This window comes from Laspinema palackyanum D2c, from assembly GCF_025370875.1.
In the GTDB taxonomy this organism is placed as follows: Bacteria; Cyanobacteriota; Cyanobacteriia; order Cyanobacteriales; family Laspinemataceae; genus Laspinema; species Laspinema palackyanum.
Genome location: NZ_JAMXFD010000002.1, coordinates 552,678 through 570,397, shown reverse-complemented (window position 1 = coordinate 570,397; position 17,720 = coordinate 552,678). Strand labels below are relative to the sequence as shown.

Below are 17,720 nucleotides of genomic sequence, written 5' to 3'. Positions count from 1 at the left end.
GAACTCATGAGTGAGAATATATCTGATGCGGATGCCATCAATCAGAATCAGCGGGCCTTGGCAGAACTGATCTGGGCGATTGAAATGTCCCAGGGACAATTTAAGCTGATGTTAGTGCGGTGCAATTATCTTACATTGCGCGATAACCTGGTGCAACAACTCCAACAAGAATGTTCCTTAAACATTCGGGAAATCGTCCTAGAACCCACCGTCAAACAGGTGTATTCTACCCTGGGCGATCGCCTAGGTGACGAAACTCCAGATGCGTTGATGGTGTTTGGGTTAGAGTCTGTGATTGCTTTGGATGCGGTGCTAACTTCCCTGAACCAAGTGCGAGAGGAATTTAGAAAAAGCTGCCCCTTTCCGGTCATATTTTGGATCAATGATGAGGTGTCAGTAAAGTTGACGCGGTTAGCACCCGACTTTGAGAGTTGGGCGAGTTTGACTCATTTTGCGATCGCCCCAACCGACTTACTTTCGGCCCTAAAAGAGGAGCAGGACCACCTGTTTGCGGAGATTTTCGCCACGGGAAATCAGCGCTTTATCACCAATCAAGAGATTTTTGGCAAGCGCTATCCGTTTGAAATGATATTAGCCTTACAGGATTTGGAAAAGGCGGGTCAGCCTTTAACTCCTGAGTTAGAAGCCGCTTTGCCTTTTGTATGGGGGCGAGAGGCTTATACGGGCGATCGCATTGAGGAGGCATTAGATTACTATCACCACAGTTTAAAATTGTGGCAAGAACAGGATGCCGAAGGGGTTGGGGAATGTACGGCAGCAGTGATTTATCATATTGGATTATGTCACGCTCGCAGGGCGCAACTGGATCAAAGTCAGAGTGAGGCGCACTGGAAACAAGCCCAATCTGAGTTTCAGCGTTGCCTGGATTCCTTTGAAGCAGCGGAAAGACCCGACTTGGTGGCCCAATTTATCGGTCAGCTTGGGGAAGTCTTCCTGCAATTGAACGACTATTCCAGCTTGCAGGACCTGGCTCATGTGGCGATTAAATTACATGAACAATCCGGGAATACGGTGCAGTTGGCCCGAGATTATGGATTTTTAGCAGAAGTGGCCCTATACCAACAAGAATGGGACCACGCCAAGGAATTGGCAGAACAGGCACTAGAAATTTTGGCCACGCATCCTGAGCAGAAACAACATCAGGGATTATATTTGCTACTGTTGGCTCGGAGTTTGCGACAACTCGGGAAACAAGAGGAAGCAGGAGATCGCCTGGAAGAGGCAGCGAAAGGGGAACCGGAGGATAATCCGCAGTTATATATTGAGATTTTGGAGGAGCTGCGATCGCTATACTATGAGCAATCGCAGTATGTGAAAGCGTTTGACCGCAAACAAGAACGACTATCGATTGAGCAGCAATTTGGATTGCGGGCGTTTATTGGCGCGGGACGGTTGGAATCCCAACGACAAGCGCGATCGCAGCCGATATCAACAGAATCTCAGGGCAGTGTAGCCCGGGAAATTTTGGCTTCAGGACGACAAAAAGATGTAGAACGGTTAATTGAACGGATTCGGAGTACCAAATATAAACTCACCGTAATTCACGGTCAGTCAGGGGTAGGGAAAAGTTCCTTGGTGCAAGCCGGATTACTTCCGGCGCTCAAAAAAACCCTGATAGGCGATCGGGATATATTACCCGTTTCTCAACGCCTCTATACAGATTGGGCCAAAACGTTAGGTCAATTACTGAATGAGGCATTAGGAGAACAGGGAATTCCTGTTAATCTCAGTCTCAATTCTGTAGAAATGCTTCTGCAACAATTGCGTCAAAATGAAGCGCATCATTTAGTGACCGTGCTAATTTTTGACCAATTTGAAGAGTTTTTCTTCGTTTGTAAAGAACCGGAAAAACGCCTGAAATTCTTTGAATTTTTAGGGAAATGTTTTCAACTTCCTTGTGTAAAGGTCGTCCTGTCTCTGCGAGAGGATTATATCCATTATTTGTTAGCCTATAATTCTCTGCCGGAATTCAGGGCGATCGACTCTGATATTCTGAGTAAAAATACACTGTATGCAGTGGGAAATTTTTTACCCGCAGATGCAGCGGATATCATTCGGAGTTTGAGCGATCGGGCGCATTTTCCCTTAGAACCGGGATTAATTGAGGCAGTAGTCAAAGATTTAGCCGAGAATTTAAACGCAGTCCGTCCCATTGAGTTGCAAATTGTCGGCGCACAACTGCAAACCGATGATATAACCACTCTTGCTGAGTATCAGCAACTCGGACCGAACCCGAAAGAACAATTGGTTCATGCTTATATAGAAGAAGTTGTCGCTGATTGTGGCCCTCAAAATAAAGATCTCGCCGAATTTATTTTGTATTTACTCACCGATGAGAATAATACCCGGCCTCTGAAAACTCGCAGTGATTTAGAATCAGACTTAAAAGTTTTAGTCACTGATTTAGTTCATCAACCTGAGCGAGTTGATTTAGTTCTTTATGTTTTGGTGAATTCTGGGTTGGTATTACTATTGCCCGAAATGCCGAATAATCGCTATCAACTTGTGCATGATTATGTTGTAGCTTTTATCCGGGAAAAACAAGGCCAGCAAGCTAAGAAAGAACTAGAAGAGGAGCGGACAAAAAGAAAGCAAAGCGAAGAACGTTTGCTAATTTTGCAAGAGGCAAATAAAATATTAGCAGAAGCCCAAAGTAAGGCAAGACGAATTGTTCGATTAGGGCTAGTTGGATTTGCACTTATATCCCTAGGGGCCGGAACTGTGTTATGGGAAGTCATGAAACAAGCCAAAGAGGCCTCAATTCAGGCTCTTAATTCTGAGTCAAAAGCACTGTTGCTATCAAATAATCGGGTGAAAGCATTAATAGCAAGCATCAATGCAAGTCAAATAGTTTTACAAACAAAAGCCTTGCCAGATAGTTTTAAAAAAGAAATCTTTCAGCAACTTCAAAAAATAGTTTTGACTGACATTCAATTAGGAAATACTTTAGTAAAACATAAGGATGGAGTTAGACGGATCAGTTTCAGTCCTGACGGCCAGATTTTGGCTTCGGCAAGTATTGATAAAACTATCAACCTGTGGAGACTGGATGGGACTATAGTTAGTACCCTCAGAGGACACACCAATGTAGTCACTGATGTTAGTTTTAGTCCTAATGGTAAACAAATTGCCTCTGCCAGCTTTGATGGAACAATCAAACTCTGGGAACCCGATGGAACGTTATTAAATTCGATAACCGGAGAAAAGGAGGTATTTAACAGTGTGAGTTTTAGTCCCAACAGCCAGATAGTTGCAGCAACGACCTCATTTACTAATCAAATTAAACTCTGGAGAACGGATGATGGTACTTTAATTCGCACCCTCAATGGACATGAAAATTGGGTCACGGATAGTAGTTTCAGCCCTGATAGACAAACTTTAGTGTCTGCGGATTATAACGGGGTAATTAAACTTTGGCGAGTAGATGGAACTTTACTTAAAACTTTCCAAGGGCATAATGATCGCATTTATCGGATACTATTTAGTCCAGATGGTCAGCAAATAGCTTCCGCCAGTATGGATCGAACAATTAAGATTTGGAAGTCTGATGGGACACCGATCACGACGCTGGCAGGCCATCAAGATAGAGTCAGTAGTATCAGCTTTAGTCCAGATGGAAAAACCCTTGCCTCTGCCAGTAATGACCGAACTGTTAATCTATGGAATATAAAATTTAGTGCCGTCCGCTCAAGTTTAAAAGCACATGAGGGGTTTGTGTGGGATGTCCGTTTCAGTCCAGATGGAAAAACCCTTGCTTCTGCTAGTAACGATCGCACTATCAAACTTTGGCGACTGGACAGTCCTTGGTTACAAATACTGAGCGGACATACTAATGGAGTGACCAGTGTTAGTTTTAGTCCTGATAGTACGTTACTTGCTTCTGGTAGTTATGACAAAACCCTCCAGATTTGGGACCTCAATGCCAATTCTCAGCTAAAAATTCCTGCTCATAATAAAGAAATTTCTAGCGTCAGTTTCAGTCCTGACAACGAAATGATTGCGTCTGCCAGTTATGATGAAATGATAAAATTATGGAAGCAAGATGGGACGCTAATTAAAACATTAAAAGGCCATAAAGGAGTAATCCAGAGTGTTAGTTTCAGTCCTGACGGTCAACGAATCGCCTCTGCTGGTCATGATAAAACTGTAAAAATTTGGCAAAGGGACGGTACCGAGATCTTCACCTTAAAGGATTTTAGTGAGGTTGTTTCCGTCGTGAATTTCAGTCCCGATAGTAAGATCCTAGCCGTCGGTAGTGGAAATGAGGTTAGCCTTTGGCAACTGGATGGCAAGCGACTGGCAATACTTGATGAGCATAGTCAAAAAATTAATAACATCAGTTTTAGCCATGATGGTCAGTGGATTGCGACAGCTAGTGCAGACACAAGCATTAAACTTTGGCGGCGAGATGGTACATTGATTCAAACTTTAAATACTACGAATGGGGCGGTACATGATGCTATCTTTAGTCCTGGCGATCACACTCTAGTCTCAGCTCACCAGGATGGTACGATCACATTATGGCGCCGCGAATTGGACTCAGAGAAGTGGGAAGAGGATCCGTACCAAATTCTTGCCAAGCATGAAGAAAGTGTTTATAGCTTAAGTTTCAGTGGTGACGGTCAGACCCTGGCATCAGCCAGTCAAGACAGGACGGTAATTCTGTGGAATTGGCAGAGAGTGGAGTCCGCAACTCTCTCTACGTTAATTGAGTCCGGCTGTGCAGAACTACACGACTATTTACAGTATAACCCCTCGGTTATGACAGAAGACCAAAATCTCTGTTCTAGTATCCGGAAAATCATGAAGTAGAACCGAATAGAAGTAACAGAAGATAATTTCCATTTCGATTGTCAGTTCCGTTCACACTCTCATAAAAATAAGGACTAAAATCATGCCTGATTCATCTAATCCGTCAGTTGAAACTATTCAACCCCCAAATTATATCAGCCAGATGGCAGCCATTGCCCTACTTAAAGACTTATTAGAAGATGAGATCATCGATGAAGAGGTAAAAAACAGAATTTTGGAGAAATTCAGTCGCAATCTGGAAGACTCTTCTGACAGTATTGATGGTCTGCAAGATTTCTCCCTAACTGTAATTTCAGGCATGAACACCGTAAAAATTATAGGACCCCAAGGATTCCTATATAAATTAGGTGAAGTACCACACGAATCATTAGATCTAGTGGAAGGGGAATCGACATTTCAATTACATATTTATCCGTCGAAACAATGCCCAGATCCAATCGATTGCCCTGTTTTATTACAGCCCCAAATTATTATTCCGCACTCCGGATCTGGTCCGGAAATCGATACTATTATGATGCGGAACTCAGAGGAGGTTATGTTGATGGGCGATCCGATTGATGGTCCTCCTTCACAAGATGTAATTAAGGATTCACAACGGGAAGGCTTTCTGCTGATGGACGTGATTGATGGTCCCCCCTCGCCGGATCCGCTAGATACACCACCTTTCCCTACCCCAAAACCCTAAAAAGTTGCAATTCAAGACCGTTGAAACTGAGAAATAATATTGGGTTCGAGGGTTCCGATAATTAAGGGAGGAGGAGAACTTAATCGCACTCTTCCCCTCTTTCGATTAAGTCAAAATCGCCCCACCCAACAACTTCTCATACCGCTTATCTAACTCACTCTTTAACACCGGCCATCTCTCCAAAGTCGGGTCTTTCTTAATAACTTTTTCTGCTGCATCCCTAGCTAAAATTAATATCTCTTTATCCTCAACTAAACTCGCTAAGACAAAATCAGGGAGTCCCGATTGTTTCGTTCCCATGACTTCCCCAGGTCCGCGCAATCTCATGTCCATTTCGGCAATGAAAAACCCATCTTGTGATTGTTCCATGACATTGAGGCGTTCACGCGCATCTGTAGTGGCTTTGGGATGGGTCATTAAGATACAATAGGATTTCTCTGCACCCCGTCCGACTCTTCCTCTCAATTGATGCAATTGAGATAATCCAAATCGTTCGGCATTTTCAATTAACATGACGCTGGCATTGGGAACATCAACCCCCACCTCAACTACGGTGGTGGAGACTAAAATTTGGGTATGTCCATCGCGAAACAGCCCGATCGCCTCTTCTTTTTCTGCTGAGGACATTCTCCCATGTAGCAATCCCACCTGAAATTCCGGGAAAATGACTTCTTGCAGTCTTTGATACTCTTCTATTGCCGATTTTAAATCTAATTTCTCCGATTCTTCGACTAATGGCAACACTACATAAACTTGCCGTCCTTGAACCACTTCCCGTTTCATTAAATCATAAGCATGGGTGCGTTCTTTCCCCGAGAAAATTGTGGTTTGAATCGCTTGTCTTCCCGGTGGCAATTCATCGATTTGACTGACATCTAAATCCCCATGTAAGGTGAGGGCTAGAGTGCGGGGAATGGGGGTTGCCGTCATGGTTAAAACATGGGGGTCTTCGCCTTTTTGTTGCAGTTTTGCCCGTTGTCCGACGCCAAATCGATGCTGTTCATCAATGACAATTAAGCCGAGTTTGTGGAAGTTTACGGGGTCTTGAATTAAGGCATGGGTTCCGACTAAAACGGGGAGTTCTCCGGTTTCTAATTGGGGGAGGATTTGTTTGCGTTTGGCGGCTTTTGTGGACCCGGTGAGCAGTTCGACGGGGAGATGCAGGAGGTTAAACCAACTGACTAATTTTTTATAATGTTGTTCGGCTAATACTTCCGTAGGTGCCATGAATGCGGCTTGATATCCGGCTTGAATGGCAGCTAAGATGGCAACGACAGCAACGACGGTTTTACCGGCACCTACATCCCCTTGAACGAGGCGATTCATGGGTTTGGGTTTTTGCAAGTCTTCGAGGATTTCGGCAATGACTCGCTGTTGAGCATTGGTGAGTTTAAAGGGGAGGAGTTTATAAAATTGATTGATGAGTTTGCCTTTGCCGGATAAGACTGCGCCGGTTTGGGTTTCTCGCAGTCCTTGGCGACGATGGAGGAGTCCGAGTTGGAGGTAGAAGAATTCATCGAAGACGAGGCGGCGACGGGCTTCTTCGAGGATGTCCCGATCGCGCGGAAAGTGGATTTGAGAAACCGCATCCTGCAATCCCATGAGTTGATAGCGCGATCGCAGGCTATCCGGCAGAGGGTCATTCAGTAAACCCACATGGGCTATCACACTCTGTACCCCTTTCCTCACAATATCGGCGGTGACCCCTTCGGTTAAGGGATAAATCGGCACAACTCGTCCAACGTTCAGGGATTCAATGGTGCCGCTTTCATCGAGCACTTCAATTTGGGGATTATCTAAGGATACGCCATATTTACTGCTTTTGACTAACCCGGATGCGGCAACCACTGCACCTGTGGGATACATTCGCTTTTGAATTTCTTGCCACCCGCGATTGCTTTGGCGTCCAGCAAAAAATCGACTGAGTTTGATTTGCCCGGTACTATCTTTAATAACCAGATTTAAAATGGTTAATTTCGGATTGCGCGGACTGCTAAAGCAATCACAGCGTTTGACGGTGCCAATAATGGTGACCGTTTCTCCCGCTTCGAGTTCTTTGATATTCACCTGGCGGGCATAATCAACATGGTCCCGAGGGAAGTTGTAGAGGAGGTCGTAGATAGTATAAAGCCCTAATTTGGCTAACTTGTCGGCGTTGCGTGTTCCAATCCCACTAACTTGACTTAAGGCTTGGTTGAGGGTGACTGGGGTAGTGGAACGGGTGGCAGTGGGAAGGGTTTCTCTTGGGGAGATACTGGGCGATCGCATCGCCGATCTGGAGGTTGGTTCGGCTAGTCGGGATGGGTTAGCAGTGCCGTTTTGGGGGGGTGGAGTTTTGGTACAAATTCGTTCCATATCCAGAAGAAACCGGCGGGTATCTGACACTAAGGCTTGTCGCTTTTCTAAGTTCAGTTCTGGATATCGTCCAAATTCTGCGGCTATGCTTTGCCAACGGCGCAGATCTGCCGATACGAGATTGGCAGGGGAGTCTTTTAAACTAATTTGAAGAAATTCGCTAAAGCGATATTGACTGCCGACAACATCGGTAAATCCGCGTTGTGCTTCGACAGACAAAGCTTTTTGCAATCGACCCCAATCTAGTGATTCTGCGTTCACGGTTTCCCCCCTACCTGATTAGTCTTCAAACCAGCTTGCACGCCATGCAGATTCTGCTTGGGCGATCGCTCGTTCTCGTTGTTTTTGATGATAGTCTCGTTTGAGTGAATTTAGCCGTCCCGAGAGGTTGCGAATTTGTCCTCGGGATGCACTCAGACGGGAGTCGGCAAATTCCAAATCGGTTAATCTTAAATGAACCGCCATGATGTGAACTGGCCCTTTGAGTAGGGAGGCTAAACCGGGCATTTGGGGTAAATCCTCAGTCCCTTGCGCTTCTAGGGTCAGGGTAACTAGATTCGGTGGCCCTCCGATCGCCTCGTTATTGGGCAGTTTTTCCGCAGCTTCTAGCAACATGGCGGGCAGGTTTTTGGACCCAATTCCCGCAGCGTGCAGGACCTGATTCGTGTCATGGGAGACTTGTTGCAAGAGTTTGACAATTCCCGATTCTATCCGATCTTGCCAATTGGATAAATTTTCGGGGTCAGCAATTTCTTCGAGGGGAGTGAGTTCCTGTTCCTCTTCGACTAGGCTAATGTCTTCGGGAGGGGTTCCTGCTTCGGAAAGACCTTCCACGATCAGGACAACTGGGCTGTCTTCGGGGTTAGGGTCTTCCACGAGGGCGATCGCCTCGGCTTCAGCTTTCGTGACGATGGACCTCAGTTGGGATTGCAGTTGTTGTTTCTGAGATAAGGATAAGTCTAAAAAATGTTCGGGATATCCTTGGGTGCAAATATGATATCCAGCTAAAATGAGTTGCTGTCGCACCGCTTGTCCCAAGGCCGTCAAATAATGGCTGTAGCTCTTTTGAAATTGTCCGGCGAGGTCTTGTGCTGCCTGTTCTAACTCTGCAATGTCCTGGTCAATCAGTTCGAGGGGTCTTGCCATAGCCTCTAATTTGGATCCGATAGCAATATTAAGGTCTTTTCTAACAATAGCGGCTAGAAAAACAGAAGGCAGGTCATGCTATGGTTTGACCTGCCTCTGGTTCTAGCAGTCTTTTCCAACTCTCGGGAGAAACCCCGAATGAGGGCATACCACCCCCACTCTAAACCGGGTCTATTTTGCCCCGGTTTGCGCCGCTACTTCGTCGGCAAAGTTGGTTTCTTCTTTTTCAATCCCTTCACCCAACACAAAGCGGGTAAAGCGACGAACCCGAATGTTTTCACCCAATTGGGCGATCACTTGCTTGATTAACTCGGCGACGGTGATGTTCTGATCGCGAATGTAGGGCTGATCCAGCAGGGTCAGTTCTTTCAGACGCTTGTCAATCCGTCCTTGAACGATTTTTTCTTTGATATTATCCGGCTTGTTGCCTAAATCGTCCCGTCCCATTTCGATCGCGGTTTCGCTTTCGACTAAGCTTTGGGGGATGTCTTCTACGCTGACGTATTCGACGTTGGGACAGGCGGCAATTTGCATGGCAATATTGCGAACCAGAGCGTGGAATTCTTCACGACGGGCTACGAAGTCGGTTTCGCAGTTGACTTCTACCAGGACGCCGATTCGACCTCCGGTGTGAATGTAGCTATCCACGAGTCCCTCGGCTGCCAAGCGTCCTGCTTTTTTCTCCGCAGAGGTGATCCCTTTTTGCCGTAGCCATTCTACGGCTTTGTTCATGTCCCCATCGTTTTCTTTGAGCGCTTTTTTGCAGTCCATCATGCCTGCGCCGGTTTTTTCGCGCAGTTCTTTGACCACTTTTGCAGATATGTCCGCCATTTTCTCTTCGTTTTTCTCGATTTACACTGTCCCAGAATTCTGGGGTTTCGCCATCTGCCTTTAGCCTAAGAATAGACGATTGAAGTGTCGCCGAAACACTTTCTTTTCAGTTTTTTGTGCAACTTCATCGATAGGAGAGTATTGCGGGTTAATGTTCCTTTGTTTACTCTTGAGTCTATCGATGAAGTTGCTGCTTACTTAGTGGAGTTGTTCCGGGCGATCGCCTTTATGCTTCGTCGCTTTCTTCGTCGCCATCGGGTTGATAGGCTTCTTCCCCTTCTTCGTCATACTCATACTCGCCCTCTACGCCGTCGTAGTCGTATTCTTCGTCTTGACCACTGGAATCAACTTCTCCATGACGGCCTTCGTAGATGGCATCAGCCAATTTTCCGACGATTAATTTAATCGACCGAATGGCATCATCGTTACCGGGAATCGGAATATCGGTGAAATCGGGGTCGCAGTTGGTATCCAACAGGGACACGATGGGAATATCCAGTTTTTGGCATTCCTGGACTGCGTTATATTCTCGGCGCTGATCCACGATCACTACGATGTCGGGGATCTTTCTCATGTTTTTGATGCCGCCCAGATATTTTTGCAGCTTGCTCAGTTCGCGCCGCAACATGGAAGCTTCTTTTTTCGGACGCCGGTCCATTGCGCCGGTGTCTTCCATCCGTTCTAGTTCTTTGAGGCGATCGGCGCGGGTCTTGATCGTCGTCCAGTTGGTCAACATTCCGCCCAACCACCGTTGGTTGACGTAGTAAGCCCCACAGCGGGATGCTTCTTGAGCAATAATTCCAGCAGCTTGGCGCTTGGTTCCGACGAATAAAACTTTTTCCCCACGCTCTGAGGCGGATCTCATGTAGTCGTAGGCTTCTTCCATTAACTGTGCAGTCTGCACCAAGTCAATGATATGGACGCCGTTGCGTTCAGTAAAGATATACGGCGACATTTTGGGGTTCCAGCGTCGGGTCTGATGCCCAAAGTGAACCCCTGACTCTAACAGTTGAGCCAGCGAAACTACTGCCATTTTTTTCTCCTGATTCGGGTTAATCCTCCATCCGAGCGGATTTCTAGGTCGCGATCGCGCCCTGGAAACACCCGAAACCCCGGATGTGCGAGATTAGACAACTTTACTAGAATAACACGACTGCGTTACTTCTAACGCTTTAATTTTTACCCTTCTGCTGGGTCTGTCTCTGGGCCCTCTCCCCCCTTGGTCTCCCGGTTCCTGCCCTGACTGCTCCCGGTTTTCACCGTTTGGAGGCCCCCACTCAGGAGTTCCCTAGGTTGGTCTCCTTCTATTTGTCACCGTAGGGTCTCTTCGTTACTGTTGCCCATCCTGGATTTTCTCTGTTTCTCTATCTATAGATAGAGAGAATAAAAAGTTAATTTTAAATGCCTCCATCTAAAGATTTATTTTGTTTTATTTTTAATCATTCTAAAGACAGATTATTTGTAGCTTTTGCCCCAATAATTTGGACTGAAGGCTGTTAAGAAGCGAGGAGATTATCTCCCAATTTAGCAACCCCATCTTTATCAAAAATTCACAGTCAAGTCAGGAATTATACTGAGACAAACTTCTCTAGCTGTCTTTGTTTCAGCCTATTCAGAGTCAAAAAGCTGAAATTTTAAATGATGTTGCTTTGGTAAAGTTCAGTAAAAACACTGGGCAGATGAATCGGTAAATTTTAAAATTTCCCCATACGATGCAACTGGGTCATTCAATCCAGACCGTTGCTGTCTTTTGATTGATAAGGGTGACCCCGGAAATCATCCCTCCTTGACAGAGTTGCCTTTAAATAATTTTGTTTGCGGGTTCTTAAGACATAACACCGATTTCCAAATTTAGGGAGAAAATCATGAGTATAAATCTTTTAACGCGATCCACTTTGGCTATCACTGGGGCCGTCTTTACTTTAGGCGCGATCGCCATTAATCCCGCTGCTGCCGCCCGCATTACTTATGATTTCTTCTTTGACATCCCAGATCCTAATCTATCTGGCCCCTTAACGGGAAGGTTCAGCTATGATGAGGCAACCGAAATTAAGGTAGTCCAGACCGATGTTATGGGTTATCCCTGGCCGGTAGTTGACCAAAAATATGAGGTTGATTCTATCGAGTTTGTATTCCAAGATAGAGTTTATACTGAAGCCGATTCTCTCTCACCGATTCAGTGGCACACCGCTTCTTTTTTAGATGGTCCAGAAGGTTGGGGACCCTCAATCCAAGTTTTATCGTGGGTAACTGAAGATTTTACATTTCGGGGACTCTACGATCGAGAGCGAGGTTCAACGGTATTCTACAGTCATGGAAATGATGGTCCTCGTTATGATTCCGAAGGGATGTTTCGTTTTTCCCAAGTAGAAGAACAACCGACTCCAGTTCCCGAACCAACTCTCCTGGGCGGATTGTCGATATTAGGTCTCGCCGGACTCTTGGGGAAAAAACGCAGAAAAGCACAATCGGTTGATTAAAAATAAGTTTTTATGGGAAGGCGATCGCTGTTTTTTGACTGCCGTTTAAATTAGCTTTTTGCCGATTCCCTTCCTGACCCAATATTTACTACTTCCTGGAGCATAATATGAGTTTAAATCTGTTCACCCGAACCACTTTAGCAATGACTGGGACCCTCTTGAGTGTAGGCACAGTTGCCATTAATCCCGCTTCTGCCGCACGCATTACTTATGATTTCTCTGGGTACACCTACGAGGGTCCTGGTGGATATGGCCCCATCCCCTTAACCGGGCGGTTCAGCTATGATGAGGCCACTGAAGTGAATACCTTTTCTGTGTTTGAAGACCCAATAAGAATAGGACCTTGGGGGTCCCATACCTGGGAAATTCAACGATATGAAGTTGAAGTTAAACAATATGAAGTAGATTTTATAGAATTTTATTTTTTGGATAAAGTCTATACCCAATCCGATGCTATATATCCCATTTATTGGACGATTGACTATCTAAAGGGAGAGAATGATCCTATCGGAAGTTTTTTATATTGGGCAACGGAAGATTTCCTGTTTAAGGGTGACAGGTATAATTTGGAAAGGTGGACTTCCTTTTACTCCGCAGGCCCCCATTGGACAGGTCTCCCTGTCGAGTTTTCCCGCGTGAAAGAAGAACCTATTTCAGTTCCCGAACCGACCCTCCTGGGTGGATTGTCCGTATTAGGTCTCGCCGGACTCTTGGGGAAAAAACGCAGAAAAGCGCAATCAGTTGAGTAGAAATAAGTTTTTAGGAGAATGCGATCGCTGTTTTTTTGACAGGGGTTAAAATTAGCGTTTTGCCGATTGCATTCTTAAAACAATATTTACTAATTCCTGGAGGACATTATGACTTTAAATCTTTTGAACCGTTCCACTTTGGCTATCACTGGGGCAGTCTTCAGTTTAGGCGCGATCGCCATTAATCCCGCTTCTGCCGCCCGGATTACTTATGATTTCTCAGTCAATATCTACGGTCCCGACGGATATGCCCCCTTAACAGGGCGGTTGAGCTATGGTGAGGCCACACAAAATAGGTTCGTTTATGAATATGAGGGGGAAGGTGTTCCACAATGGGGCGTATGGATCTATGAGCGTCAACAATATGAGGTGGATTTTATAGAGTTTTCTTTCCTAGATCGCGTTTACACGCAAGCTGATGCCCTGTCACCGATTTCATTCCGGATGGACTATGCAAATCATGAGGAAATTGGTAAGATTTTAGATTGGGCCACGGAGGACTTTCGGTTTAGCGGGGGAAGCTATAGAATAGAAGCGGTTTGGACTGAATTTGAAGACAAAAAAACCAATCTCTATAGTTCTTGGTCCGTTGATTTTTCCCGAGTCGAAGAAAAACCCATATCCGTTCCTGAACCCAGCATCCTCGGTGCATTCTCAGTTGTAGGTCTCGCTGGACTCTTGCGGAAAAAGCGGGTAAAGGCAATGGAATAATTTGGTAAACGAAGACAGGCGATCGCCTCTTCACTCCCTTACTCTTTCCCCTCTCCATTCGCCGCCGCATAAACTGCTTTAACATTGTACCAGTTCAAGAAAATTCGGGCAACTTCTAAGGCAATCTGAGATTTTCCTTGGTCTATCAACCATTGTAAAAATCCTGCCATTGTTCGTTCATTTAATCTACCGCCTAGGGATAAGATTCCCCACAAAATTCGATGCAATACCGTCATCTGAATCATCATCCGTACTTCCAAAGTCGGATGTTTTTTGTAAAAGACTACTCCCATTTTTCCTCGTTCAATTTCTCGGTTAATCGCCCGAGGTAAATCATCCAAGGTAAAGGGCGGATGCCAATGGTATCCAGCAGCTTGAGGACATTTTATCAGTTTTAAATCTAATTTTTTTAGGCGAACTCCCAGTTCTAAGTCTTCCCACCCATACAGGGAAAAAGATGGGTCAAATCCTCCGGCTTTTTCCAACCATTTTCGGGCGATCGCCACGTTACCTGTGGCAAAATAAGCAGCAGAAAAATCAGTGATTTTATACGGTTCTGCCGTAGGATTCTCAAAGTTGCAGGTATTAATCACATGACCATAAGTAAACAGGCGATCGCTTCCTATTCTCTCCTCTCCCTCCCTCAACCCATCGGCATGACCTTGGATGAAATTCTCAGTCACCACTAAATCACTATCAATAAAAATAATTATCTCCCCTTGGGCTACTTCTATCCCTCGGTTTCTCGCCGTTGCCGGTCCTTGATGCGCTTGTTCCAACCACCCCACATGAGGAAAGTCTTCCCGATTTTCGGCTAACCATTCTAAGGTTCCATCGGTGGAACCATCATCGATGACGATGACTTCATAGCCGCTAATTTCAGTCTGGGTTCTGAGTTTCTGCTGTTCTAATGCTCGCAGGCATTTCTCTAAAATCGGTCGGCGATTATAGGTTGGAATAATGATGCTAAAAAACACGGGTTCCCCTCAAACAACAAGTCTCGACTAGCCGCGATCGCTACGATGCGCTAATCCCCTCTATTTTAGAGTGCTGTCTTCTCCCTGGAAAGGGTTATCCCGGGTTAGAGGGTCTTCCCATATCATAGTTCGGGGGATTTGTCAACAGGGGGATTTGCACCGTTCAAAAAACTGGTGCAAGCAGGGTGATGGCAGGGAGTGGAATTTTTGCGGTTGCCGAGGATTGGACAACGATTTGTCAAGGGTTTTGGCTGTTGCGAAAGGTGTCTTGCTGAAATTAGACACAATAATCCCTTGGTTTCCACCTCTGATTATAGCCTATAACCCTTGTCACTGCGTTGCTCAATTTTGGCAATTTTTAGGGAAATTCAGGGTTTTTTATTTAAAGATTTAATATTTTTACAGGAGTTTACGCGATTTGGCTAATCTTTCGCCCGATGGGGAGGCAGTCACTGAGTTGCAATTTTTAGATTTGCGATTGTATGTTAACAACAGCATTAAAACTTGGGAGTTTCTCCGGTGTATTTAGGCAATTGGGGTAAGATTTCAGTATTGCCATGTTGAGATTTGCGATTGTATGTTAACAACAGCATTAAAACTTAGGAGTTTCTCCGGTGCATTTAGGCAATTGGGGTAAGATTTCGGCAGATTGTGGGGGGGTTGTTGAGTTACTATGTTGAGATTTGCGATTGTATGTTAACAACAGCATTAAGACTTGGGAGGTTCGTTACTACGAACATTGGAGGGGAGAACGACTGAAGTCGTTACTACGAACATTGGAGGGGAGAACGACTGAAGTCGTTACTACGAACTTATGAGGGATAGCGACTGAAGTCGTTACGGGGTGCTGTTGCTATTGGATGCCATTGTGATGGATGAGGCGGAGGAATCCGAAACCGGAGAGTGCGGCGATCGCCAGCCAGGTGATGGTTAAACCGATGACTTCGGCAAAAAATAGGCCGGTGATAGAGCGGAGGATGCCGCCGACTACCCATCCGGAGGCTAAGGCGACTGCCCAACTAACAGAGGAGATGGGTAACCACCAGGCGGCGTTGGGGAAGTAGCGATTCAGGACAAACCATTGGCCTAAACCGAGGACGATGCCGACGATCGCGCCATCGATGAAGCCATAGAGGAGGCGGAGGGTGATCAGTTCGGTGCGGGGTGCGATCCAGCCTAGGGCACCGAGACTGCTACTGCCAATCAGGACCCAAGCGGTGATGGTGGCAATGATCCACCAGGAAATGTGGGAGAGACGTTGCCGGAGAACGAACCATTGGGCGATCGCAATGAAACTGCTGCCCACTGCCCCGGAAATTGCCCCGAGATGGGGTCTGACGCCGATTTCTACAAACAGCAAACTGAGCAGAAAACCTAGCCCTGTGGCTAACACCCATTGAACCCAAAAACTCCATCCAAACAGGATAGGAATCTCAGGAGTCCGAGACAGGTTAAGCGGTTGAGAGATAGGGAGAAGGGGCGTCATGAATTGAGACGGGGAACGCTTAGGGGGTGGGTTGAGAAAATAGCTCCCGGAATGCTTTGCGCCGTTCTGGGGGTGACTCTGGGGTGAGATAACTCCAGAGGGTTTCCCAATAGAAAAAGGATACTCCATTTAAGCGGCGATCGCGCACAATTTTAACCTGTTCCTGGATTTGTTTCATGGGGACTGAACGGACCAACGTGCCGGTGAGGATGCCGATGCCGACGGGAATTTTCTGTTGGGCTGCCTGGATTGCCGGTTGGGCTAACTCAGATTTAAAGACATCTAAATCATTGCGATAGACCTGAACCAGCAATTCATCCACCCAACCGCGTTCTACCCAGGTTCCCCAATCTTGCAGATATTTACGATAGGCAAAGTCTTGGGAGTTGGGAGAAAGGGAGACAATGCAATCGGGATTGACGGATTTAATGGCTTGATAGAGGGTTTCCATAAAGGTGGAAATTTTATTTGCACGCCAGCGCATCCATTCGGCATCGTAGGGGTTATCCGGTGGGGGTGAACCTTGATGTTCTTGGCGATATAATTCCACGGTAAAACTATCATAACCCGATTCGACAGGCATTCCGAAATGGTCATCGAGTTGGATGCCATCGATATTATAGTGGCTGACTAATTCGACAATTAGTTCTAGGATGAAGTCTTGGACACCAGGATGCAAGGGGTTTAGCCAAACATTTTCAGGGACGAGAAATTGTTGCCAGGTTTGTCTTGAAGCGGGAGGGTTGGGAATATCAGCGGGATTGAGTTCATCGGGGATTTCAGTTGGCGTTTGCTGACCTTGTTGGGTTGCACTTAGCCATTGGGGGTGCAATGTAGCTAAGTTGGAGTTGCGGGGGGTCATGAATCCATATTCAAACCAAGGGATGATTCGGATGTGATGGCGATCGCCTAATTGAATGAGTTCATCCAGGACATCTGCACCTAAATGAAACAGCCGCAAGAAGGGTGCTTGAGACCTTCCAGTTTCTCGTTTAGCAACGGCACTTTCATAAAAGGTGTTGCCTCGATTCCAGACGACTGGATACAGGGTATTAAAATTTTGTTCTCCAAGTTGGTGCATGGCGAGATGCACTCCCCAGGGGGTAAAGAGTACCCCACTGGCAACATTGGTTAACCACACGCCTCTAATTTCTGTAGAGGCGGGTGTTTCGGGTTGGGTTGCTTCTAAGGACAAGGAAGGAAATAGGAACCAGGAAATTAGTACGCCTAGAATTACTCCGTATGCCCATCGGATCCAAGTTTGTTCGCGCATCAATCTCAAGGATACCCGATTTCAGATTAGCCAAGGGATAACTATATCATGAAATAGCCTGGTTTTTATGAAATCTCTGTAAAGTTGAGGGAGTTTTGGACAATATTTTATGAGTCTTGGGGTAGAGGTAATTTTAGATGGATTGGGGTAAGTTATTTTTATTTCTATTAGGATGTTGCGATTAGTAGGAGGCA

Annotated in this window: 12 protein-coding genes; 5 read left to right on the top strand and 7 right to left on the bottom strand. The window is 45.9% G+C overall.

Going from position 1 to position 17,720, the window contains the following annotated elements; genetic code table 11:
- The first annotated feature begins 6 nt into the window (after nucleotides 1-6).
- Nucleotides 7-4,833 carry a WD40 domain-containing protein gene (locus NG795_RS05090; RefSeq protein WP_367287577.1) on the top strand — a complete coding sequence of 1,609 codons (4,827 nt, stop codon included), beginning with the start codon at nucleotides 7-9 and terminating at the stop codon, nucleotides 4,831-4,833.
- Nucleotides 4,834-4,915: 82 nt separating this feature from the next.
- The gene (locus NG795_RS05085) at nucleotides 4,916-5,518 is read left to right on the top strand and encodes a hypothetical protein (RefSeq protein WP_367287576.1); all 603 of its coding nucleotides are present in this window, start codon (nucleotides 4,916-4,918) and stop codon (nucleotides 5,516-5,518) included.
- Nucleotides 5,519-5,623: 105 nt separating this feature from the next.
- Here NG795_RS05085 and recG read toward each other — a convergent pair whose 3' ends face one another.
- The 4 genes from recG to rpsB all read right to left on the bottom strand — a co-directional run bounded on the left by recG (nucleotide 5,624) and on the right by rpsB (nucleotide 10,883).
- Nucleotides 5,624-8,134 (bottom strand): ATP-dependent DNA helicase RecG, encoded by a 2,511-nt coding sequence (gene recG / locus NG795_RS05080; protein ID WP_367287575.1) that lies wholly within the window; start codon nucleotides 8,132-8,134, stop codon nucleotides 5,624-5,626.
- An 18-nt stretch (nucleotides 8,135-8,152) separates the two neighbouring features.
- Nucleotides 8,153-9,019 carry a hypothetical protein gene (locus NG795_RS05075; protein ID WP_367287574.1) on the bottom strand — a complete coding sequence of 289 codons (867 nt, stop codon included), beginning with the start codon at nucleotides 9,017-9,019 and terminating at the stop codon, nucleotides 8,153-8,155.
- A gap of 171 nt (nucleotides 9,020-9,190) precedes the next feature.
- Complete coding sequence (gene tsf / locus NG795_RS05070) at nucleotides 9,191-9,850, bottom strand: translation elongation factor Ts (protein ID WP_367287573.1); 660 nt, start codon at nucleotides 9,848-9,850, stop codon at nucleotides 9,191-9,193.
- 226 nt (nucleotides 9,851-10,076) lie between these two features.
- Nucleotides 10,077-10,883 (bottom strand): 30S ribosomal protein S2, encoded by an 807-nt coding sequence (rpsB, locus tag NG795_RS05065; RefSeq protein WP_367287572.1) that lies wholly within the window; start codon nucleotides 10,881-10,883, stop codon nucleotides 10,077-10,079.
- An 832-nt stretch (nucleotides 10,884-11,715) separates the two neighbouring features.
- Here rpsB and NG795_RS05060 point away from each other — a divergent pair.
- From NG795_RS05060 to NG795_RS05050, 3 genes are all read left to right on the top strand, one after another.
- Nucleotides 11,716-12,330 (top strand): PEP-CTERM sorting domain-containing protein, encoded by a 615-nt coding sequence (locus tag NG795_RS05060; protein ID WP_367287571.1) that lies wholly within the window; start codon nucleotides 11,716-11,718, stop codon nucleotides 12,328-12,330.
- Between the two features lie 107 nt (nucleotides 12,331-12,437).
- A complete protein-coding gene (locus NG795_RS05055; RefSeq protein ID WP_367287570.1) occupies nucleotides 12,438-13,079 on the top strand; it encodes a PEP-CTERM sorting domain-containing protein in 642 nt (213 codons plus the stop codon).
- A gap of 108 nt (nucleotides 13,080-13,187) precedes the next feature.
- Nucleotides 13,188-13,790 (top strand): PEP-CTERM sorting domain-containing protein, encoded by a 603-nt coding sequence (locus tag NG795_RS05050; protein WP_367287569.1) that lies wholly within the window; start codon nucleotides 13,188-13,190, stop codon nucleotides 13,788-13,790.
- A 38-nt stretch (nucleotides 13,791-13,828) separates the two neighbouring features.
- On the opposite strand, the gene NG795_RS05045 is transcribed toward NG795_RS05050, so the two are convergent.
- From NG795_RS05045 to NG795_RS05035, 3 genes are all read right to left on the bottom strand, one after another.
- Nucleotides 13,829-14,767: a glycosyltransferase family 2 protein gene (locus tag NG795_RS05045; protein WP_367287568.1), complete on the bottom strand. Its 939-nt coding sequence runs from the start codon at nucleotides 14,765-14,767 to the stop codon at nucleotides 13,829-13,831.
- Nucleotides 14,768-15,620: 853 nt separating this feature from the next.
- Nucleotides 15,621-16,253 carry a hypothetical protein gene (locus NG795_RS05040; protein ID WP_367287567.1) on the bottom strand — a complete coding sequence of 211 codons (633 nt, stop codon included), beginning with the start codon at nucleotides 16,251-16,253 and terminating at the stop codon, nucleotides 15,621-15,623.
- Nucleotides 16,254-16,272: 19 nt separating this feature from the next.
- Complete coding sequence (locus NG795_RS05035) at nucleotides 16,273-17,526, bottom strand: glycoside hydrolase family 10-like protein (RefSeq protein ID WP_367287566.1); 1,254 nt, start codon at nucleotides 17,524-17,526, stop codon at nucleotides 16,273-16,275.
- Nucleotides 17,527-17,720 lie beyond the last annotated feature (194 nt).

Excerpts from the sequence above, each read along its gene's own strand:
- NG795_RS05090 (WP_367287577.1), top strand. The coding sequence starts at position 7 with ATGAGTGAGAATATATCTGATGCGGATGCCATCAATCAGAATCAGCGG.
- NG795_RS05085 (WP_367287576.1), top strand. The coding sequence starts at position 4,916 with ATGCCTGATTCATCTAATCCGTCAGTTGAAACTATTCAACCCCCAAAT.
- NG795_RS05075 (WP_367287574.1), bottom strand. The coding sequence starts at position 9,019 with ATGGCAAGACCCCTCGAACTGATTGACCAGGACATTGCAGAGTTAGAA.
- tsf (WP_367287573.1), bottom strand. The coding sequence starts at position 9,850 with ATGGCGGACATATCTGCAAAAGTGGTCAAAGAACTGCGCGAAAAAACC.
- rpsB (WP_367287572.1), bottom strand. The coding sequence starts at position 10,883 with ATGGCAGTAGTTTCGCTGGCTCAACTGTTAGAGTCAGGGGTTCACTTT.
- NG795_RS05060 (WP_367287571.1), top strand. The coding sequence starts at position 11,716 with ATGAGTATAAATCTTTTAACGCGATCCACTTTGGCTATCACTGGGGCC.
- NG795_RS05055 (WP_367287570.1), top strand. The coding sequence starts at position 12,438 with ATGAGTTTAAATCTGTTCACCCGAACCACTTTAGCAATGACTGGGACC.
- NG795_RS05050 (WP_367287569.1), top strand. The coding sequence starts at position 13,188 with ATGACTTTAAATCTTTTGAACCGTTCCACTTTGGCTATCACTGGGGCA.
- NG795_RS05040 (WP_367287567.1), bottom strand. The coding sequence starts at position 16,253 with ATGACGCCCCTTCTCCCTATCTCTCAACCGCTTAACCTGTCTCGGACT.
- NG795_RS05035 (WP_367287566.1), bottom strand. The coding sequence starts at position 17,526 with ATGCGCGAACAAACTTGGATCCGATGGGCATACGGAGTAATTCTAGGC.